The 20870-nt window shown below is 37.0% G+C and carries 21 protein-coding genes; 7 read left to right on the top strand and 14 right to left on the bottom strand.

Annotated features, from left to right (window positions below; genetic code table 11):
- Positions 1–67 precede the first annotated feature (67 nt).
- Positions 68–1255 (top strand): M20 family metallopeptidase, encoded by a 1188-nt coding sequence (locus tag KCTC52924_RS08930; RefSeq protein WP_251806382.1) that lies wholly within the window; start codon positions 68–70, stop codon positions 1253–1255.
- Positions 1256–1347: 92 nt separating this feature from the next.
- Here the strand turns inward: KCTC52924_RS08930 and KCTC52924_RS08935 are convergent, their stop codons facing one another.
- The gene (locus KCTC52924_RS08935; RefSeq protein ID WP_251806383.1) at positions 1348–1818 is read right to left on the bottom strand and encodes a hypothetical protein; all 471 of its coding nucleotides are present in this window, start codon (positions 1816–1818) and stop codon (positions 1348–1350) included.
- Positions 1819–2071: 253 nt separating this feature from the next.
- Here KCTC52924_RS08935 and KCTC52924_RS08940 point away from each other — a divergent pair, with 253 nt between their 5' ends.
- The 3 genes from KCTC52924_RS08940 (at position 2072) to KCTC52924_RS08950 (ending at position 4836) form a co-directional block, all read left to right on the top strand.
- Positions 2072–3631 carry a hypothetical protein gene (locus tag KCTC52924_RS08940; RefSeq protein WP_251806384.1) on the top strand — a complete coding sequence of 520 codons (1560 nt, stop codon included), beginning with the start codon at positions 2072–2074 and terminating at the stop codon, positions 3629–3631.
- Positions 3632–3726: 95 nt separating this feature from the next.
- Positions 3727–4149: an arsenate reductase family protein gene (locus KCTC52924_RS08945; RefSeq protein WP_251806385.1), complete on the top strand. Its 423-nt coding sequence runs from the start codon at positions 3727–3729 to the stop codon at positions 4147–4149.
- Positions 4150–4347: 198 nt separating this feature from the next.
- Positions 4348–4836: a Dps family protein gene (locus KCTC52924_RS08950; RefSeq protein ID WP_251806386.1), complete on the top strand. Its 489-nt coding sequence runs from the start codon at positions 4348–4350 to the stop codon at positions 4834–4836.
- Between the two features lie 403 nt (positions 4837–5239).
- Here the strand turns inward: KCTC52924_RS08950 and KCTC52924_RS08955 are convergent, their stop codons facing one another.
- The 10 genes from KCTC52924_RS08955 to KCTC52924_RS09000 all read right to left on the bottom strand — a co-directional run bounded on the left by KCTC52924_RS08955 (position 5240) and on the right by KCTC52924_RS09000 (position 13073).
- On the bottom strand, positions 5240–6271 hold the full coding sequence (locus KCTC52924_RS08955; RefSeq protein ID WP_251806387.1) for an AraC family transcriptional regulator: 1032 nt from the start codon (positions 6269–6271) through the stop codon (positions 5240–5242).
- Positions 6272–6297: 26 nt separating this feature from the next.
- The gene (locus KCTC52924_RS08960) at positions 6298–6444 is read right to left on the bottom strand and encodes a lmo0937 family membrane protein (protein WP_353057461.1); all 147 of its coding nucleotides are present in this window, start codon (positions 6442–6444) and stop codon (positions 6298–6300) included.
- Positions 6445–6497: 53 nt separating this feature from the next.
- Positions 6498–6644 carry a hypothetical protein gene (locus KCTC52924_RS08965; protein ID WP_251806388.1) on the bottom strand — a complete coding sequence of 49 codons (147 nt, stop codon included), beginning with the start codon at positions 6642–6644 and terminating at the stop codon, positions 6498–6500.
- Positions 6645–6856: 212 nt separating this feature from the next.
- Positions 6857–9436 carry an ATP-binding protein gene (locus KCTC52924_RS08970; RefSeq protein WP_251806389.1) on the bottom strand — a complete coding sequence of 860 codons (2580 nt, stop codon included), beginning with the start codon at positions 9434–9436 and terminating at the stop codon, positions 6857–6859.
- Positions 9437–9447: 11 nt separating this feature from the next.
- The gene (locus tag KCTC52924_RS08975) at positions 9448–9894 is read right to left on the bottom strand and encodes a response regulator (protein ID WP_251806390.1); all 447 of its coding nucleotides are present in this window, start codon (positions 9892–9894) and stop codon (positions 9448–9450) included.
- 14 nt (positions 9895–9908) lie between these two features.
- Positions 9909–10469 carry an AraC family transcriptional regulator gene (locus tag KCTC52924_RS08980; RefSeq protein ID WP_251806391.1) on the bottom strand — a complete coding sequence of 187 codons (561 nt, stop codon included), beginning with the start codon at positions 10467–10469 and terminating at the stop codon, positions 9909–9911.
- Between the two features lie 422 nt (positions 10470–10891).
- Positions 10892–11083: a hypothetical protein gene (locus tag KCTC52924_RS08985; protein WP_251806392.1), complete on the bottom strand. Its 192-nt coding sequence runs from the start codon at positions 11081–11083 to the stop codon at positions 10892–10894.
- Between the two features lie 84 nt (positions 11084–11167).
- Entirely contained in the window at positions 11168–11329 is a 162-nt protein-coding gene (locus KCTC52924_RS08990) for a DUF1328 family protein (protein ID WP_251806393.1), read from the bottom strand.
- Positions 11330–11660: 331 nt separating this feature from the next.
- Positions 11661–12398: an SOS response-associated peptidase gene (locus KCTC52924_RS08995; RefSeq protein ID WP_251806394.1), complete on the bottom strand. Its 738-nt coding sequence runs from the start codon at positions 12396–12398 to the stop codon at positions 11661–11663.
- Positions 12399–12623: 225 nt separating this feature from the next.
- A complete protein-coding gene (locus KCTC52924_RS09000) occupies positions 12624–13073 on the bottom strand; it encodes a PA2169 family four-helix-bundle protein (protein ID WP_251806395.1) in 450 nt (149 codons plus the stop codon).
- Between the two features lie 207 nt (positions 13074–13280).
- On the opposite strand from KCTC52924_RS09000, the gene KCTC52924_RS09005 reads away from it, so the two are divergent.
- On the top strand, positions 13281–14504 hold the full coding sequence (locus KCTC52924_RS09005; RefSeq protein ID WP_251806396.1) for a hypothetical protein: 1224 nt from the start codon (positions 13281–13283) through the stop codon (positions 14502–14504).
- 7 nt (positions 14505–14511) lie between these two features.
- Here KCTC52924_RS09005 and KCTC52924_RS09010 read toward each other — a convergent pair whose 3' ends face one another.
- Positions 14512–15393: a mechanosensitive ion channel family protein gene (locus KCTC52924_RS09010; RefSeq protein WP_251806397.1), complete on the bottom strand. Its 882-nt coding sequence runs from the start codon at positions 15391–15393 to the stop codon at positions 14512–14514.
- Between the two features lie 509 nt (positions 15394–15902).
- On the opposite strand from KCTC52924_RS09010, the gene KCTC52924_RS09015 reads away from it, so the two are divergent.
- Positions 15903–17204, top strand: coding sequence for a DUF2254 domain-containing protein (locus tag KCTC52924_RS09015; protein WP_251806398.1), 1302 nt, complete (start codon positions 15903–15905; stop codon positions 17202–17204).
- Positions 17205–17276: 72 nt separating this feature from the next.
- Entirely contained in the window at positions 17277–18638 is a 1362-nt protein-coding gene (locus tag KCTC52924_RS09020; RefSeq protein WP_251806399.1) for an NAD-dependent succinate-semialdehyde dehydrogenase, read from the top strand.
- 206 nt (positions 18639–18844) lie between these two features.
- Here KCTC52924_RS09020 and KCTC52924_RS09025 read toward each other — a convergent pair whose 3' ends face one another.
- The gene (locus KCTC52924_RS09025; RefSeq protein ID WP_251806400.1) at positions 18845–19456 is read right to left on the bottom strand and encodes a nitroreductase family protein; all 612 of its coding nucleotides are present in this window, start codon (positions 19454–19456) and stop codon (positions 18845–18847) included.
- Positions 19457–19844: 388 nt separating this feature from the next.
- Complete coding sequence (locus tag KCTC52924_RS09030) at positions 19845–20861, bottom strand: AI-2E family transporter (protein WP_251806401.1); 1017 nt, start codon at positions 20859–20861, stop codon at positions 19845–19847.
- Between the last annotated feature and the right edge of the window lie 9 nt (positions 20862–20870).

Raw genomic sequence — 20870 nt, forward strand, 5'->3', positions numbered from 1 at the left:
GATGAAACAAAGTGCTTGGAAGGGATAACATCAATTTATAAAATTAAAAGAACTTAAAGGTAAAAGAATGTATTTAAGGGATAGGATTAAACAATTGGCAAAACAATACGCAGCAGAATATGTTGATGTAAGAAGGCATCTTCATCAACATCCTGAGCTTTCTTTTAAGGAGTTCAATACCTCTATTTTTATAAGGAAAGAACTCTTTAAAATTGGAGTTTCCGACATTATAACAGTCGCAGAAACTGGCTTATTAGCGACAATTACAGGAAGCGAAAAGGGAAAAACAGTTTTGCTGAGAGCAGATATGGACGCTCTCCCCATACAAGAGGAAAACGTATTGGAATACACCTCCAATACTGATGGTGTAATGCATGCCTGTGGGCACGACGTACATATGAGTTCCCTTTTGCTAACAGCCAAAATTCTATTTCTGTTGAAGAGCGAATTTTCTGGGACTGTAAAATTATTGTTTCAACCAGGGGAAGAGGTAATGCCAGGTGGTGCCACCTTGGTTATGAAGGAGAAAGTCTATCAGGATATAGGGACAGTTCCCCATTTGGGACAACATGTGATGCCCAAACTGCCAGCGGGGAAGGTAGGCTTTAGAGCGGGGCAATTTATGGCCAGTATGGATGAGGTGTATTTAACGGTTATTGGAAAGGGCGGACATGCGGCAGTACCTGAAGAATGTATAGATCCAATACTTATTGCCTCCCATATTATTGTAGCTTCCCAACAATTGGTGAGCAGAATGGCATCCCCAAAAACACCAAGTGTGCTATCTTTTGGACGAATAATTGGGGATGGAGCCAATAATATAATTCCGGATAAGGTGAGTATTGAGGGGACGTTCCGCACCTTTGATGAGGAATGGAGGAGTGAAGCTATTGCAAAACTTACAAAATTGGCAAAAGCTATTGCCGAAGGGATGGGCGGGGAATGCCTAGTAGATATTCCCAAGGGATACCCACACCTTAATAATGAGATAGAGTTAAGCAACTCCATGAAAAATAGTGCAGCTAACTTTTTGGGGACCGAAAATGTGGTGGATTTAGATTTGTGGATGGCGGCGGAGGATTTCGCCTATTATACCCTGAATAATCCCGCTTGTTTTTACCTGTTAGGGGTGGGGAATACGGAGAAGAGAATTTCATCGGGATTGCATACGGCTACTTTTAATATAGATGAAACCGCTCTGGAAACAGGAGGCGGATTAATGTCGTGGTTGGCATTGGAAGTGTTAGGGCAGTGAAAGAATGCCTACAATAAAAAAAGGTATTGGGAAATTCAATTTCCCAATACCTTGAATACTATATTGTTTGATATGCTATAAGCTGGATCAGTTTAGAACTGAAACCGCACTCCTAAGGCAATATCCATATCCAGATCATCCGAATACTTGTCATTAAACCCAAACTCGGGTCTAATGTCTAAGGATAATAATAGTGGGAAATCAAAATCATATTCAATACCAATGTCTCCTGCAATCAAGGCGAAGGTGCCATCTGAATCTTTTTTCTCAAATTGACCTAATCCTGCTCCGGCACCTACATACCAATGAAAACCACCGTCTATGGGCATTACCCATTGGTAAAGTCCAACCAGTTTAAAAGCATCAACATTATGGGAATTTCTCCATCCAAGGTCAAATTCCAATCTGTTGTTTTCATGTAAATAACGTTGGTAGGAAATTTCCCCACCAAATCCATCATTATCCCCTAACCGTACCCCTAGGGCATTTTTGGAGATCGACTGTGAATGTGCGCTTACTGTCATAAGAAGTGCAATAGTAACTAGACCTAGTAATTTTTTCATATTAGTTGTTAGTTTTTTAATAGTGTTAGCGAACCACGTATTTTACTTGGGATGGTTCCTTAATTAAAATACAAAATTATTAAAAATGGATGGAGAATTGACCTTAATCCAATTAAATACTAACCCTAATAGTAGTGGGTTCAAATAGGTCAAATATATTTTCTTTATAGTTATAACTTTTGTTTTAAATTGTGAATCTTATCGAGAATTCTTTAAAATCCTTTTGGATCAAGATTTAAAAAGATAGTTGTCCATGTCGCGTAAAAAAGCAGTTAGAATTATTTTCATCCTCATCTCTCTTTTTATTGGTTTGGTGATGGTAGCGCAACTCATGGCAAAATCTAGAGTGGCCAATTTTTTAAGTAAAAAGGTGCCTAAGCATATCCATTTGGATTACGAAGGGTTAACCGTTAATGTCCTTTCTGGATCCATTCGTTTAAAAGAGGTACGGCTAGACTTTTATAATCCTGATACCTTGTTAAGGCATACTTCTGCTATAATGGAGGCCTTAAACTTTAAGGGCCTAGGATACGGCAACCTGCTATTTAATAATACCGTTAGCTTTAGAAATGTAGAACTTTTAGAACCTGTTATAATGCATTTTCCTGATGACCTGCTTTCCCCTAAAAATGCTGCTAAAACGGAGGAAGTAGGTCGTGATATATCAATAGCTAATTTCAATATTGCCGATGGGGAATACATCCTAATGCAACAAAAACCAGATAGTGTGAAATTGAAGATAGATTCCTTCAATCTATCCTTAAGTCAAGTTGGCATCAGTACTGAAACCTTAAAGAATAAAATTCCCTTTACCTATGAAGCCCTTACTTTTAATTCACATGACTTATTTGTGGATCTTGGGCCCTATGAGGTGCTTAAGGTCGCTGAGGTAGATCTGGTGCAAAAGGAGGCTGTTTTTAAAAATATAACTCTTACCTCTAAATATAATAAAAGGGAATTATCTAGGATTTTGATTAAAGAACGAGACCACATCGATCTAAAAATCCCGGAAGTGCTAATTTCTCAGTTGGACTTCGGATATGATGAAGGCCGATTTTTTCTAAACATAGATAAAGGAATCTTTTCTGATCCAAGCTTGAGAATATATAGGGATAAATTGGTACCTGATGATTTTGATCCAAAAAAACTATATAGTCAGATGCTCCGGGAAATGCCATTGGAATTAGATGTTGCTGAATTAAAAATTAATAGGGGTTATATTTCTTATGCCGAATTGGTGACGCAAGGAATTGTGCCAGGCGAAATTATATTTTCGGACTTGGATGCAGACTTAAAGAGAATTTCAAATACCAAAACTACTGTAAAAGGTGATGGTACAACAATTGAGATTAATGCTTTATTAATGGGCAAGGCTCCCCTTATATTAAACTGGAATTTTGATCCGCAAATGGAGAACGATGCTTTTCTGGTGTCTGGGGAGCTACGCGATTTTAATTCGAAAAGCATCAATCCATTTTTAATATCCAACCTAAGGGCAGAGGCCAATGGAGACATAAAGGAGCTGTTTTTCACCTTTAGTGGAGATAAGGTGAGTTCTATTGGGGATATGAAAATGAAATATCAAGACTTCGGATTTGTAATATTGCAAAAAAATAGAGGAGGTGTAAATAAGTTACTGACCCTCCTTGGTAATATATTTACCAATGACGGTTCGCAAGCGGATCTAAATGGCTATAGATATGGCAGTATTGAAGCAGAACGAGATGTCAGCAAGTCATTTTTTAACTATTTATGGCTCAATGTAAAGGAAGGGGTGCTAAGTACCCTTACAGGAAATGGAAAGCAAGACTGAAGTGTTGTTTGATCTCAATCTCAATTGGGGCAATAATAGAATGAAAAACGACTCTCATATATGTTTTGTTGAATTACCTTATAAATAAAAATAATATGGAAGAAATTGTGAAAGACGAAAGAAAATTAACGCTCTATTATCATTCGGGGACTTCCATAGGGAAGCAAACATATGCCTATGCAACTACTTCCGACAAAAAACTTCTGGCGATAGATATAGCTAAAACAAAGGTCACTGGTACTCAATGGGCTCAGATCGCGGATCATTTGGGGATTAGGATATGTGATCTCATAAATATGAAACACCCAGATTTTATTGCCGAGTATGGAACTGATCAAGTTGATCTAGGGTGGGAGGATTGTCTAAAGATCCTTGATAAAAATCCTATTACGTTGGCGCATCCCATCCTTATGTTTGGTGCTACCTGGATCTTGATAAAAACTCCATCTAAAATAGCAAGTTACTTGGGGGCCGACACTGTGGCAATTAAGAAAATTGAGGAAGATTCTGGAGAGTAAAACTCCTGATTTGCAACTTAGATACCCTAAAACTAATCTCGTCACAAAATTCAATACGGCTACAATCGCCTTAACACCAACCTATTTTGGGCTGCGTTTTACCTGAAATAGGATTTAGAGCAATGAAAGAATCGTTTCAAGCAATTTTATTAAATCACCAGGCTTAACTTGGGGTAGGAACTAAAAATATATATAATCATGGATTCTACACAAACAACCATTGGAATAACTAAAGATAATAGGAAGGCCGTAGTGGAGATGTTACGGAAACTTTTAGCAGATGAATATTTGCTGTACACTAAACTGAGAAACGCGCATTGGAACGTAGAGGGAATCGATTTCCATACGAAACACGTGTTTTTTGAGGAGGAATACAACAAAATTGAGACCATAGTAGATGAGGTGGCAGAGAGAATAAGAATGCTGGGGTTCTATTCACCTGGTACACTAGGGGAGTTTTTAAAACTATCGCATTTAAAGGACGAGGCACCTAAAAAGACCGATAGCACCAGCTTGATGGATGCCTTACTGGAAGATCATTCTACCATCATAAAATTTATCAGGAAAAGTATAGGAGATAATACCGAAGCACACAATGATGAAGGTACGGCAGATTTCATCACTGGAATTATGCAGGTTCACGAACAAATGTCTTGGATGTTAAGAGCTTCCTTAAAGGCTTTCTAACAAGTTTTAATTCCCCCCTTGAATCATCGGTTAAGAATAATTTTTCTTAACCGATTTTTTTTATGCTAAATTTTTAAAAGAAGCCATTAAGAAACATTTTGATTTCCCATTCTGATAGTGTTGTAGTTGCTGTCTGAGAGGAACCAAAACAGCCATCAAGTGTATTGCTCTCCAAGATATCCGGTTTCGACTGGGCCTACCTACTGGCAGGCAGGCAAGTTCAATCTCCAATAATCCGTTGGCTGACCAGAACCGAAACCATATCCTTATGGTCTGTCTCTAGTGATCTACATAGAAGTAATGTAGGTTGAGTCATTTCTTAAATTAACCAGACCATCGTTACAAAAGGGCACAAAAAAACCGATCTGTTCAGACCGGTTTTTTGTATTAAGTAAATATGAAGTTAAGCTGTTGCAACCAACGTGTTTTGATTGTCTTGATAGTATTTTGGACTGCAATTGTATCGCTCCTTAAAAATTTTGGAGAAATAACTTCTGCTGGTAAGTCCTACACTGTAGACAATTTCAGAAATATTTAGGTCGGTGGTTTTGATCATGTGTTCTGCAGTTTCCACCCTTACATTCCGTATGTAATCCGTTACCGTTCTATTGTACAATAATTTAAAGCCTTCCTGTAGTTTTGCTGGCGAAAGACCAGACTTGGAGCTTAGGTACTTTAGGTTGTATTGAATCTCTGGATAATTTCTTACGAATTCCGCGAGTTCCCTTATGTTGTCTACCTCATCCTTGGTTAAAGAACCAAAATTATTTTTCGAATTCTTTTGATCTTCCTTGTGCTGCTGAATTTCCATGGCCAACATTAGGTGAACAATTCCCTGTGTTAACAAGTGGCGTACCAAACCTTTTTGGGTAATGGCTTCCAATTGATGCATTTGTTCGGCAATTTTAAGATTGTAGGAGCCCGTGTAGGCAAAAGTTTGCTCTCCATTTTTCGGCATAAAGGTTTTTAGTAATTGATTTCTCAATTTATCTATATTGTCTTCCGTTGATGCTTCCTCAGTAGTGGTTACCATTATATTGGAGATCTTTACATGTTCATCCTTCTTAAAAAAGAGAGTTGTTTCTTTGCTAGGGTCACTGGAGAATATACCAGTCTGAAATTGATTCAATACCCGTTGCTTCTCTTCATTTCCAAAACTATGGGCTATTTTCCCCTTTGCGCAATACATAAAATGTATAGGGTTCGTACTTGGCATGTTATTAATTACCAAAGTATCTTCTTTAAAGGTGATATCGTATTGCATAAAGCAGATGTGGCTTTTAAAGCAAACACCTGTAATTGTACCACTAGCCAAATCGTTGTCAAGGATTAGATGGTATTCTTGGGGACGGGATTTTAAGCTGCCACCTAAATCTTGTTGCATCTCATTAAAGATATTTGTGATGTTGTTTGAATCTATGTTAATTGTTTTCATAATGTTGTGTTTAAAGGTTCTTAATGTCATTTTTCCCTTATTACTTTCAGGATCATTAGGAGAGCCGCCAGTAATAGAAAAAAGTGTATTAAATTGCCTATGTTGAATACAAATAGGCCCATTGTCCAAATGACAAGCATTAAAACTGCTATTAGGGTCAATATTTTGGACATTAGTAGCGCTAATAAATTTGTACAAGTTTGGTAGTATTGTAAAATTTTACCTGCTAATTGGAATTGTAACCGTTTGGCTGATTTGTCATTCCCAATATAAAATTATCTGGCAAGGTGCTGTCTTCCTCCATTTTTGAATCTAAAGTCCAACGCTTACCAACTTTTGAGTTCAAGGAAGATTGTTCGTCGGATTTTTTCATGGTAGTTGTTTTTAATCATTTGTTTTGTGTATACAAATCTCGATAAAAGGTAGGCCCTCCCTGTTATACAATTTTTGAATTCTCTTATATAATTATACTAAAAAAGCCATTTTTGGCCTATAACGGTATAATTATATCGATTTGAGATAGTTTTTTAGAGGAAAGTATTCACTTATGTGAGGGTGTAGAGTACGGAAAATGAAGTCAAAAGCTTAGGCGGGAAGGTATATACGGAAATTGGCGCCTTTATTAATTGTTCCTTCGGCTACTATATGCCCTTTGTGATTTTCTGCAATTTTCTTGCAAATGGCCAAACCTATTCCCGTTCCTGAGTATTCATTTTTCTGGTGCAACCGCTGAAATAACCCAAAGATTTTCTTGGCGTTAGATTGATCAAAGCCTATTCCGTTGTCCTTAATGGTAATACAATAATACTGTTGGTGCTTTTTTTGAAAATTGTCCGTTATCTGTTTGCGTTTAAGTTGTTGACAGTCGATTTCAATTTTTGGCCGATTCAGCACGCTTGAATATTTAATGGAATTTGAAAGAAGATTATTAAAAAGCTGTTCCAATTGAAAAGGGACTCCACTAAGTTCTGGAAGATTGTGGGCTTCAATAGAAACACCTTTCTCCTTAATTGGTGCTTCCAAGTCTTCTAGCACCTTTTCTAATATTTCGTTGAGGTCTACCGTTGAAAGTCCTTTTTTGTCTTTGTTCAATCGGGAATAAGCCAAGAGATATCTAATAAGGGTCTGCATTCTATTTGCGGAAGAACTTACTTTATGTAAATATTCGAGATTTTTGCTAGAAACATTTTCAGTATTCTCCTCGGTTATCCTGGAAATGAAAATTTGTATTTTTCTCAAGGGTTCCTGTAAGTCATGGCTGGCAACACGATTAAAAGACTCCAGTTCACTGTTGGACCTCTTGAGTTCCAAATTTTTATCCTTTAGCTTTTGTTCATTCTTTAGTTCCGTGGTAATGTCTTTAACGACTCCAATAAACTCGTTTTGCACAAAATGACCGGAATGTTGTAGGTGTTTTATTTTCCCAGTCTTGGTGATAATCCTGTAATTGAAATTGCCATCATGCTTTCTTTCTGTGGTCAACTGTAATTTTTCGTTATAATAATTTCGATCTTTTGGATGTATAAAGCGATCGTAATTTTCAGAGGTGGCAATAAATTCGTTTGCCTCACAGTCCAATAATCGATAAAAATTATCTGACATGGTGGCCTCATTTGTTTTTAAGTCCCAGCGATAGCTTCCGATCTTGGCGACCGCTTCGGCATCCTTAAGAATGGAGTTTTGAATGGTTAATTGCTCATTGAGTTCCAATAATACTTGTTTGGCTTTTATAATTTCGGTACTATCATATGAGGTGAGGGTAATCCCGGTATTCAATTTGTTTATGGTGGTATGTACCCATTTCCATTTGTTGTTTAAGTAGTATTTTGTTTCGTGGGTTTCAATACTGCCTTGGGTAGCGCATTTTACCATGAGCTTAAATAATCCATTATTATGGATCGAAGGAAATGTTTCTGTGATAGATTTACCGATGACCGATTTGGGTTTATTGCCAGTTAGATTCTCTGTTTCCTTGTTGGTGAAGAGGTACCTGAAATCTATTATGTTACCGTCCTTATCTATTTCGGTATTAAGATGACTAACCGTATTGCTGGCACTTTCTAAGATATTGTTTAAAAAGGCCTTGGTTTGGATAAGGTCCTTATTTCGAAATTCTAATTTTTCGTTTAGGAGTTTTAAGTTTTTGGTAAACTTTTTTTCAGTGGTAGTGTCCATGGAGGTGGTAAGTACCCCATCATCCATAAGGGTTGCAGTTGTCCTAAGCCAGGATTTCTTTCCATTGTATTCTAAAAGCTTTTCAAATTTTCGGGTAGATCCTTCCTCTACTATCTGAACCAGTTCCTGAAAGATGCCGTTTTTGAAATTTTCGGGTAAGTTTTCCGACATTTTGGTATTGGCAATCTGATCAGGTTTTTTTCCTAATATAGATTCTATTTTCTCATTGGAAAAGGTAATGGTGAAGTCTTTTACTTTTCCGGAATCATCGTAGATTGGCTCAAAGTAGCTGATGATATTATCGGAGCAGGCCAATATATTTGCGAGGAATCTTTCTGCTGTAGTGGTTTTTTTTCTTAAGATGTTTATTTGAATAAAGGACACCACAAAAATTAACACAGCGAAGGTTCCCAGAAAAAGGATGGTTAACGGAGTAAATGAGATTTGGGAAGCATAGGCTGCTTTTCGTTTTGCAAGTTCTTTTTGCTTAACGCTATACATCTGATTTCTCAGTAAACTTAGTTCGGTGATAGCCGAAGTTACTTTAAGTACCTTTTCCTTGTAGTTAGCAGAGGTTATAGGTTGATTATAAGGTGTCGCCGCTAATTGCTTTAGGGATAAAAAAAGGCTGTCTTGCCAGATTTTAACTTTTTTTAGAATTTTTTGTTGCGCTGGTTTATTCGAGGTAAGTTCTTCTAGGATCTTTATAGATTCTAAGGTTTCGGGCATATAAACTTCAAATGTTGATATTCCCGTGGAGTCTTGTAGTAAGCGGTTTCTTAATTCGGTAGCCTGCATTTGTCCATAGTAGGAGAACAAATGATTTATTTGCATATCTACCTGCATAATTGAAGTAACAGATTCGGCGGACTTCCCCAGCCTATCGATCTGCCTATAGCTGATACTGCCAATGAACAATAGAAGGGCGGTTGCTGCAATAAGCATAATAATATACACTTTTGGCGAGGGGGCCAATTTTTTGAGCACCATAAGTTTGTAAATTATATCCGCAATAGAAAATTATCCCTATTTAAGGCAGAGGTGTGATATTGCCAATTAAGTTGTAACACCTTATCAATAGCTTTCTTTAATGCAGCAAAACTATTTGGTTTGTTGATGTAAATATTAGCTCCAGTTACAAAGGTCTCCTCAATATCCTCTTCCGATGAGGAAGTGGAATAAATAGCGACCATTAGGTCCTTTAATTTTGCGTGATTTCTTATTTCACTTAAACATTGCATGCCATTTTTTAAAGGCATATTTAGATCCAAAAATACAATTTCTGGCAAAATAACGTTCGGAAGAGTTAAATAATCCATTAATTCCTTTCCATCTTTAAAGAGAGAAAGTTTTGTTTTGATCTTAATTTCCTCTATAGCTTCTTTAAACAAAGTTCGGTCGTCTTGATCATCATCGGCAAGTGCAATATTTAGCGAATGTAATGACATAATTCTTTTAGGGGTTACTGGATGATACTCCTTTCCTTTCTTTTTTGGATAATCTTTTGAAAGGATGAAGGGGTAAGGCCGGTTGTTTTTTTAAATTGTGCGGACAAATGCGCTACACTGCTGTAATTAAGCTTATACGCTATTTCTGTTAAAGTAAGATCAGAATTAATTATTAAGCTCTTAGCATATTCAATCTTTTTAAGTATAATGAAATTTTCAATAGAGGAATAGGTGGTTTCCGAAAATATAGATGATAAATAAGTATAGGAATAATCTAATTTTTCGGAAAGATGGGTGGAAAAATTATAGCGTTTTGGACCCTCTTCATCATGAACCCATTCCGTTATAATATCCTTAATACGTTGCACCAAAGCAACTTGTTGGTCATCCATTATCTCTATACCATAGAGGTCCAGAGTACTGGTGATATTTTGCTTTTCAATTAGAGATGGGGAACGCTTAAATTCCACCTCCCCCACTCCGTGAATGATATATTCTAAACCTAGGATATCCAGTTGTTCACGTAAAACAGTTTTACATATTTTGTTAAAATCGAATTTTACGTAGACTCTCATTGGTTACCAAAAAATTATGGTCAGGATGTTAAGATATTGTTCAAAATATAACAAATATAACTCCTTTCCAACTTAGATTTTCATTTTATTTAAAGAGGGTGGCTAATTTTGGATTTTTCGGACTGGGTACTTTTTAAATTTGTCAAGAAGATTTTAGGCCTTTGAGAGTCTGCCAGTGCTTTGCAATCCATGCGTGTGATAGGCAGAAATAGTTAATTATTTTTAGAGCATACCTATTTAATAAGTGCCGAAAAGATTTTACCTATCATCTAAAAAAGCTAGATAGGGATACTGCTTTTATAGGTCCTTAACGGGAAGGAAGTGTTGCAAGTAGGATATCTGAGAAATACAAGCACAAAAACGGACATCATCCGTAGAGGAGAATGTCCGTTTTTATTGATAATTATAATTATTGGGGGATTTTAAAGGTCGTCTGTCGCATCGTCTATTTCGTCTCCAATCTCTTCTACACCTTCTTCAATTCCGTCTCCTACATCATCGATGCCTTCCTCAATTTTCTCTCCGGCAGTTTTATCTTCCCTGCATCCCGTAAATGTTGAAAGTGATACACTAAAAAGCAAGGCGAATAAAAAGTAAATTATTGATTTTTTCATCTTTTTTAAATTTAGATTTAATTAATAGTTGTAGATTATAATTTTGTCTCATTATATAATACTCATGAGACATGGTGTTTTGATTTAAATCCTTTTTCTTCCTGTAAATAGTGAGATCACAAATAGAATCAAGAAGATAAAAAACAGGATTTTCGCAATACTGGCTGCTCCTGCGGCGATACCACCAAAACCAAAAATAGCGGCTATTATCGCCAAAATTATGAATGTAATTGTCCAACGTAACATAATGATTGATTTTTAAGGGTTAAACTTATGGGCCGTATTACCTGCCCTTCATTACAAAGATTATTGAATTTTAACAATTTGCTTAACCACATCACATTAAAAATTAACTCAGATAGTAATCAAAAAACGAGTTGTCAGGGTGTGTTATGAGGCGGATAATCAGTTGGTTAGTTTTTTGTTTGTTATTAAATCATGGGCTGGAGGTGCACCTGATTCAAAGATAACCTAGCGAATCATAATAACACTTCAGCAATGGTGAAGTTGATTTCCTATTAGGCTTTATGACGATTTTGATGCTTTTAGGAAACTGCTTTTGTTAAATTTGGTTGCATCACTGGGCAAGTAATTCCATTCCATTTTCCAAAATTATCCTAGACGGAGCTGCCTCATAACTAACAGGGGACAACATGGAGGTATAGGATATATTATTTTTAAAAAATTCTTTTGAAATTGGGTGGGCAATCAATTTAAAATCTGGAGTGGACTTAAGTAGGTTTTTTATTCCGTCCTCATTTAAATCCTCGTTCAACCAGTCTTTATGTAGTTCGTTAGGGAGCATTAATGGGATAGTTCTGTCTAAATTTTGAACATTTTTGAGCCCATGGTCCGTAGTAGAGGTAATTATCGCACAGCTTAAGAAACCATCTTCCAATCTATTGTAAATACCGGTAAGGCAAAATGGTAACCCAGATTGTCTATGAAAGTAATAGGGGTAAAGTTCGCCATTAATAAGATAAGACGTAAAAAAACCGGTAACGGGAATCAAGCATCTTCTTTGTAATAGGGCAGGAGCGAACCAAGACGGGTTGTTCAAGGAATCAATATTTAGGTTTAGGGAATTAATGACATCTTGAAAAACACTCCAATCATCTTCGTAGTTTTCAGGTAATATTCCCCATATAGCAGGAATAATGTATTGCTTTTCTTCCATGGTAATAATAGGAATGGTGACCTCTTCTATTCCGTTTATCAATACTTGTTTGCGATATAGATTGGGGTATTTGAAAAGTTTATTGTATTCCGTTTGTAATGTAGGAACGCTGGCCGTATTGGATAGCTTATAATACATAAATTTTTTTGTGTAATATAGTATTTGTCCGAAATTTTTTTGCTTTAATAAAATTTATTTGTGATTGGTATACTGTGCACCAAAATACAATAGCTGTTATTTTACCTAAATAAATTCTCGTGGACTGTGCATCGTAAAATAATCTGTTTTTAATATTTTTTTATTTTAAGGTAAAATAGGGTGCCAAGCACCCTATTTCCAGATTCCTGCTATAAAGGCTACATGCTATCTTACATCCTCCAAGCGCTTCACCTGATTTAGATCAGCTTGGATTTGGTTCATTTGTTTTGTTAAAAGAGTGGTGGTGCTAAGGGGCAAGCTAGTTTCGGACAATAGATCCCTATATTCCTTAACGGCCGCTTTTTCACCTCTAATAGCTTCTTCTAGCATGGCCTCCGGTTTATCCGAAGAAAAGAAGGCCTTAACGTCCATCCAAGCTCTATGTGCCACACCAGTGACACTTCCTCCCTCATCCACTTCCTGACCAAAATTTTGGATCTCGGTTTTTAGTGCATTGCCAAAATTATACCGCTCTTTGCTCTTTCTACCGAAAAATGCTTTTAAAAGCGCATGATCCGAATTTTCAGCCGCTTTTTTATACCCTTTTTCCGCATCATAGGTCTTCTCTAATAATTCGTTTAATTTTTCTCCTACGTTTTTAGTATATGTGCTCATATTTCATTGATTTTTATGTTCTCGACAGATTTGTTTTCTAGGGATGGCTATCGATTAACATCCGTTTCTCAAAGTTAATAGTCTATGTTATAATGTTTTAACTCGAAAAAAATAATTTTTATCGCATTGCGATACAATATTGATCAGGAACGGTAAACGCCAGTTTTGTTTTCATTACATTTAATCCCGTTGATAGGCTTGTGATAAATGAAAAATAAGGTACATTATTATGTAGGATTTGGGTTTGTCCTGTTCATATTTGCTATTCATATGTTGCCAGTATCGGATAGTATGTTGAATGAGAACAATACTAAACTTTCCCAGGTATTTTTAAAGTCCCAGATAAGGTATCATCAGGAATTCACCCCTTTTGCAAGAAGGCCCCTTACCTCTTTATTAATTGAGGGTGCCTCTAGTGTTTTTGGAATTACACTAGGGGAAGCCTTTGTCCTAATTAATTTTATGTTGCTATTTATCTGCGGACTGTTGGTGTATAAAACTTCATTTAAACTCCATGGAAGCCCTGGGAATGCCCTTCTGAATTTGGTGTTTTTCTTCATGACATTCTCCATAGTATTCTCCTTTTTTCCGCCAATATTTACCTATGATGAGCCTTTGCAATATTGTTTACTACTGCTATCTATCTTGGCATTTATCAATAACAAGTGGGGATACTATGTGCTATTTTTTTCTTTGGCCATTATCGCTAGGGAAAGTAGTGTCTTTCTTATACCTGGAATTGTGATTATTGGATTGGGTTCGGGTCTGGTTTCGGTTAAGCACTGGTCTCTTAAAGAAATACGAAAATGGGTGCTACTATTTTTACCAATACCCATATATACTGTTTATCTGCTTTTATTTCTTTGGAATACTGGTTTGTGGCAAGAGACCTCAGATATAGCCGCCAGTAGGTTTCAATGTGTGCAAGATAATTTTGGGACAATGGCTAGTGCCAAGGAAACCCTATTCTCCTTTATCCTAGTCTTGGGACCGGTGTTTTATTTATTGCTTATGGCGCAGCGGACTATGCGTTTTAAAGGGCTGCAAAAACGGTATATTAAAGCGTTTATTCTTGCTGTAATTGTTAATACGCCCATTGTTATGTTGGCAACATTGGCTAGGGAAGCCCGATTATATGCCCTGCCCCTAATTTTTTTATGGCCATTGGTAGGACAATTATTTGGTAAGGAATTAATGTTGATGTGCAAGGCTCAGCTATATCTGGATTGCTTTCGAAGCCTAAGAAATAAATTGTATTTACTTGGATCTGTCACTTTAAATTATTGGATATCCTTTAAAGTCTATGTTCCCAGTTTCCCATCTAAGGACAATTTTTTTAACGAATATTTTTTTATAATGCTCCTACTCATTTCAATACATTTTATATTGCACAACTACCACCGCAATCAACTTAAAAGGAATTCAAATTGATGGTAGATTAGGATTCTTGGTTGGGCTTCCTAAAGTCTTTTGGAAAATCCAAGGTCCTGATAGGGAACGGAATATTAATATCGTTTTTGTCGAAGGCTTTTTTAATGGCGATCATGGCTTCTGTCTTAGCTTTTAAAATCTCTATTGAGGAGGTGGCTTTTACCCAGAACCGAGTTTCAAAATTGATGGAACTATCCCCGAATTCGGTATAAATAAAAATGATCTCCCCATGCTTTTCTACCGCATCAAATGTTTCCGTAATGGTCTTTTTTACCAAGGTACGGACAAACTCCAGATCGGAGGAATAACCAACACCACAAGTTAGGATGACCTTGGATTGTGAAGTTGAAGAAAAGTTCTTCAGCGGATTTTCCAGAACCAGCTTATTGGGAATATAGACCAAATTGTTATCGGGTTGTTTAATGGTTACCGCACGGAGGTCTATATTGACTACCTCCCCTGAATAATCATTGCTCTCTATCCAGTCTCCAAATCTGATTTCCTTAATATAAGAAAGAATTATACCAGAATAAGTGTTGGCTAAAGCCCCTTGTAGTGCTAGACCTATTGCCAGACCGGCAACCCCTGCACCAGCTAAAAGTGTATTTAAGGTTTTGCTCAGGTCCAGTATTCCTAAGATTAAAAAAAGCGCAGCAAAAATAACCAGTATGGATATTAATCTGGCAATTACATTTTTCATTGATTTTTGTAAACTGCTCTTCTCAAGTAGTTTTAAGGTCAGTTTGGAAATGTATTTAGAAAGGAAAACAGCCATTATAAAAACGAAAGATGCTATTATGATGTTTGGCAGATTAATAATCAGGCTATTCATCCAGGAAGATAAATTATTGATCATTTCCTCCCATGCTTCTTCAAGTTTAAGTCTCATCTTTTTAGGTTTTAGTGCTTGTCCTGTTGGTGTTGTTAAGTCAATTTAAAATATATAAGGCGATATATTAAATAGAATTACTAAGGATTTACAAAGGTAATATAAACAAAAATGGCTCCGAAGATAAAGTATCACGGAACCATTTTTCAACAACCAACCAAATTTTTACGCTATTATTTTAGTACTACACCTCAACAGCTTACTAAAATAATAATGGGGAATACGTTCAGGAATTAGTATTAATATTTTATAAATAGGCTGTAATTAATACGTCTATAATAATATGATCTTTAATCTTTTACAACTCTAATTTCTACAAATATAGATTTACTATTCCCCTAAGAAGTGCTCTATCCCAAATTTTATTGATCCTTATAAAGAATATTTATGCTGCATTTCGGTAGGTGAAGAGAGCTGTATGTCAATCGATTGTGCTAGGATTTTAAGGGAATACGTCACCTATGGTTGTTATAATGTTTATCTTTAAACATCTAAATTCAGTAAGCAATATGTTCCGATCAATCCTAAAAATGGCTAAGGAAGTTTATGGGAGAGTAGTGCAGAGCATAGCATTTTATCCTGTTATTATTGCCTTAGGTTTTCTGATTCTTGCTTTTTCTATTTTACAATTGGAGAGTTTGGACTTGGCTAAATCCATAAGTGATAAGGTGCCTTATCTCTTTATTTCGGATTATGAAACGGCACGGGCAATTTTAACCACCTTAATCGGGGGCGTCCTTTCCTTAACGGTTTTTAGTTTTACCATGGTTATGGTAGTGCTTAGTCAGGCTTCCTCCAATTTTTCACCGCGCCTTTTGCCCAGTTTAATTTCCAATAAAAAACATCAATTTATTTTAGGGGTCTATATCGGAACTTTGTTGTATTGTATCATCATCCTGATTGTTTTAGGCGCTAAGGGAATAGATTCTGCTTCCTTGGGATTTTCTACTATGTTGGCGGCACTGTGGGGAGTAAGCTGCGTTGCTTTATTCGTTTATTTTATACACAGTATATCCACTTCCATTCAAATTCAAAATATTATAGAGGGAATCTACGCCTCTAGTAATAAACAGATAGATCGGGAGATTGATAATGCTAAAGACACCCAAATGGGGCTGCAACAAGTGCAAACCGAGGGATTTTCAACTGTCTTTGCACCGATAACAGGTTATTTTAGGGGCTTTGATGCCGCTCTACTGCCCGATTCCTTTGTTTCCGCTGGTAACCAAATTGAGGTTTTGCCTTATTTGGGAGCCCATATATGGGAAGGAATGCCCATGTTGCGACTTAAAAATAAGGTAGAGGGAGACGATCTGGATGCCGTATTATTTTGTTGCCACTTGTCCAAAAACCGCAATGACCATAATGATGGGATTGGTGGTATGGTTAAGCTAATGGAGATTGCGGTAAAGGCTATGTCTCCTGGAATAAACGACCCAGGAACTGCAATTGATGCCATAACAAAACTCACTCCCCTGTTGCAGAAAACAATGAGATTCCCTAAAATCACTTCTGTTTCTCTTGAAGAGGGGAAAATTATCCTTATTAAAAACTTTATCAGCGCATCGGACTTGATGCAAATCTTAATACAGCCAATAAGATTATATGCAAAAAAGGACAATTCTGTAGTTGCTACTCTTATTGGTGCCTTGGGTTTTTTGGAACGGGATACCCAGATTTCTATAGAAAACAGGGAGTGTATAAGGAAAGAAATTCAGGCCTTAAAAAGGGATGTGGAAGAAAATATCACCAATTCCCTGGACAGGGAGCGAATAGTGAAGATGTTTCAAGACATTATAGATACACAATAGATACACAAGGGATTTAACAAATCCGAGAGAGGAATTTTATATAGGTTCTAAAAATCATTAAAAAATAAGGACATGGAATATTTACGTTCAATTAATCCGTACAACCAGCAATTACTGGAAAAATATAAGCGTTTTTCGGACCCCGAAATAGGAACGGTGCTAAAAAAAACCGAAGACACTTTTTTAGAATGGAAATCAGAAAGTGTTGAAAATAGGGTGGTGTTGCTTAAAAATCTTGGAAAGACATTATTGAGAAATAAGGAGAAGTATAGTGTTTTAATGGCAAAAGAAATGGGTAAACCCCTAACTCAAGCGGTTGCTGAGGTGGAGAAATGTGCATGGGTATGCGATTTTTATGCTAAAAATGCGGTTCAATTTCTTTCAGACGATCTAATAGAGACCGAAGCTGGGGAGAGTTTTATTAGTTACGACCCTATAGGCTGTGTATTGGCAATAATGCCTTGGAACTTTCCTTTTTGGCAGGTAATCCGATGTGCTGCACCTACGCTCACTGCGGGGAATACTCTAATTTTGAAACACGCGAGCAATGTCTCTGGTTGCGCAATAGCTCTTCAAGAATTGTTTATTTCTGCAGGGTACCCTAAGGGCTGTTTTCAAGTGATTTTGGCTGATCACAAGCAGTTGGAAGCTGTGATGGAAAGCGATATCGTACAGGGGGTAAGTCTTACTGGAAGTGAAAAAGCCGGGCGTTCAATAGCAAGTTTGGCAGGGAAGAACTTAAAAAGGTCCGTTATGGAACTAGGGGGCAATAATGCTTGTATAGTGTGGGAAGATGCGGATCTAGACAAATATTTAGATACTATGGTCAATGCCCGTATGCTAAACAATGGGCAGAGTTGTATAGCCGCAAAACGATTTATTGTAGTGGAAGAAATATACGGGGAATTTCTGTCCAGATTTAGAGATATAGTAAGAGCCCTAAAAATTGGGGATCCCTTGAATGTAAGCACTGATATTGGCGTATTGGCCCGTGAGGATTTAGCCCATTCCCTTTCCGATCAAGTAGAGAAATCCATAAAAATGGGAGCGGTGGTAGATTATGGTAATTCTAGGAGTGGAGCCTATTATGAACCTACCATAATTACGGAGGTTAGGCCGGGTATGCCTGCTTTTGACGAAGAGCTTTTTGGGCCGGTGGCAGCAATTATAAAGGCTAAAGATAGGACCGATGCATTGGCACTTGCCACTAAATCAAAATTTGGATTGGGAACCATGTTGTTTACGGAAGACCTGGAAAGTGCACGTAAAGTAGTTGGGGACATTCCTGATGGAGCATTTTTTATAAATGAGATGGTGAAATCCGATCCACGTTTGCCCTTTGGAGGCACTAAAGCTTCAGGGTATGGACGCGAATTGTCTTTAGAGGGTATGTTGGAATTTGTCAATAAAAAGACCGTCTATATCGCTAAGTAGCGTATAGTTATCTAATTTGTATTGTATAACGACTACAGAAAGCTTGTTTGCGAAATGTAAAGTTAAGCAATTAGTCTGGTCGAACGCTGTTGTATCCTCGCTGATATATGGATTAGCAGACTACACAGGTACGGTTATTGTACCCTACTTTTTAGCCATTCCCCTTAAACTGGCCTTTAAGTATTCAAATTAGAATTGACAACAACTTAATCTACATTTCCCCATTTTCCTTTAAAAGCAAATTCAGTTTGTGGGATTCTTTGCCTTGTAGCCAATTCCTTTTCCTGTAATTCATAAGGAAGATCTTCTAGTTCACCCCCGAAGTGTCCAATAGCAATTGCAGTGGTGACGTGGAACCCCTCTGGGATATTAAATCGTTTATGTGCCTTTTTCCAGTCTAGCCCCGCCATATGGTGCATGGCAATACCCATATATTGTGCTTGTACCGTCATACCGCCCAAACCAAGCCCCAAATCGTGTAGGGCGTGAAAATTATCGGTCCCTTGATCGGTTTTCTCTTTGTAGGCCGTAAGCATCAACAAGGGGGCATTAACGGCCCATTTCTTATTGTCTTCACTTAGACAATCCAAAATGTTGTCATAGGCTTCGGTCTCTTTTTCAGCATATAAAAAGCGCCATGGCTGTTGGTTGCTAGAACTAGCGGCCCAACGTACTGCTTCAAAAAGCTGTTTTATATTCTGTTTGGAAAGTTTTTTATCCTTAAAAATTCTAGGGCTGTACCGTTGTTTTAATAATGCAAATATCTCATAATCAGAATCTGCAATATTTTCAAGTTGTATTTGTTCCGAGGATGTCATGCTTTCGATGTTTTATGTAAAATTTATAGGTAAATGGAATTGGTCCAATTTGGACACATCCGGTTTCCCTATTGTGGAGAACTATAGCTGTATTTCTTAGAGCAAAACGTATAGGAACTCCAACAGTGTAAATGGAAATATATGAGATGTGTATAATTAACCATTAGTTGAAGTTTCAAAGGAAACTCCAACTACCACTATCAATATTAATCACTTTTGGATTGTTATGTTGACTTATTCCCTCAATATGTTGATGCAATTGCGATGTGGAGAAATGAAGTTTGTTTCTTGCCTCACATCCGCTATTTTGATGGAAAGGGACCGGATATTTTTAGATCGAGTATGTTTTTCAAACTGTTTTTTGATCGTAACATGGGTGCCTTTGTTGTTAAGCGGAAGAATTTTGACCGTATTCGTTTTTGTAAATTCTTAGAATTATGAGAAAAAGACTTACTAAAATAGGGCCAAAGATCAATCCAATAAATCCAAATAAGGGTACGCCTACCAAAACACCGATCAGCGTGATAATCGGATGAACATCGTCCAGTTTTTTTAAAATGTACAAACGAAACAGATTGTCGGTCGCGCCTATGACCAGAGTTCCATATAAGAGAATTCCCCACGCCTGAAAAGAATTCCCGTTGGCAAGGGCAAGGATAAATACTGGTAGGGTCCCTATGGCACTCCCCACAAACGGAACCATAGAACCGATGGTGACCACGGTTGCCCAGAAAAAGGGATTGGGGATACTGAATATAAAAAATCCAATTAGGGCCACTACGCCCTGAGCAATGGCAACTAGAGGTATTCCCAAGGCATTTGAACGAACTTTATCAAAAGTTTCGTTCCCAATGGTTTCCAAGTTGTCACTGTTGATCGGAATATAGGTGAATAAGGAATCCTTGATTTTCTTTTCACTGATCAACATGAAATATAGCAGAAAATACATTACGGTAATGGAAATGAAAATGGTAAAAGTATTCCCTGCAATGCTTTGTAAGCTTTTTGAAAGCCACGATGAGATAGCCGAAGGGTCTATTTGTGAGGTGACATCATAATTTAAGTATTCCTCTAGTTTTTGTAATTGCGTTTTGGACGCCTGCACCACTTGTTCCGAATTGGTAACGGCATACTCTATTCTATTGCCAATCATAAATCCAAAAGCCACTAAGGGCAAAAGAATACTGGTAAAGGAAGTAATTATTAAAGTCCAAGCGGCTAAATTGGGATGCCATCCTTTTTTAACCAGCATTAACATAGGCTTCCTAAGCAATACATAAATAGTAATTGCACCCAGGACACCTCCTAGATAAGGAAGCATTTCTTTAAAGATAAGACCTCCCATTAGTACTATGAGTAGCATTACGAATACTTGTCTGACAATAAATGGACTTATATATTTCATGTTTTTGAG

This window comes from Arenibacter antarcticus, assembly GCF_041320605.1.
GTDB classification, from domain to species: Bacteria; Bacteroidota; Bacteroidia; order Flavobacteriales; family Flavobacteriaceae; genus Arenibacter; species Arenibacter antarcticus.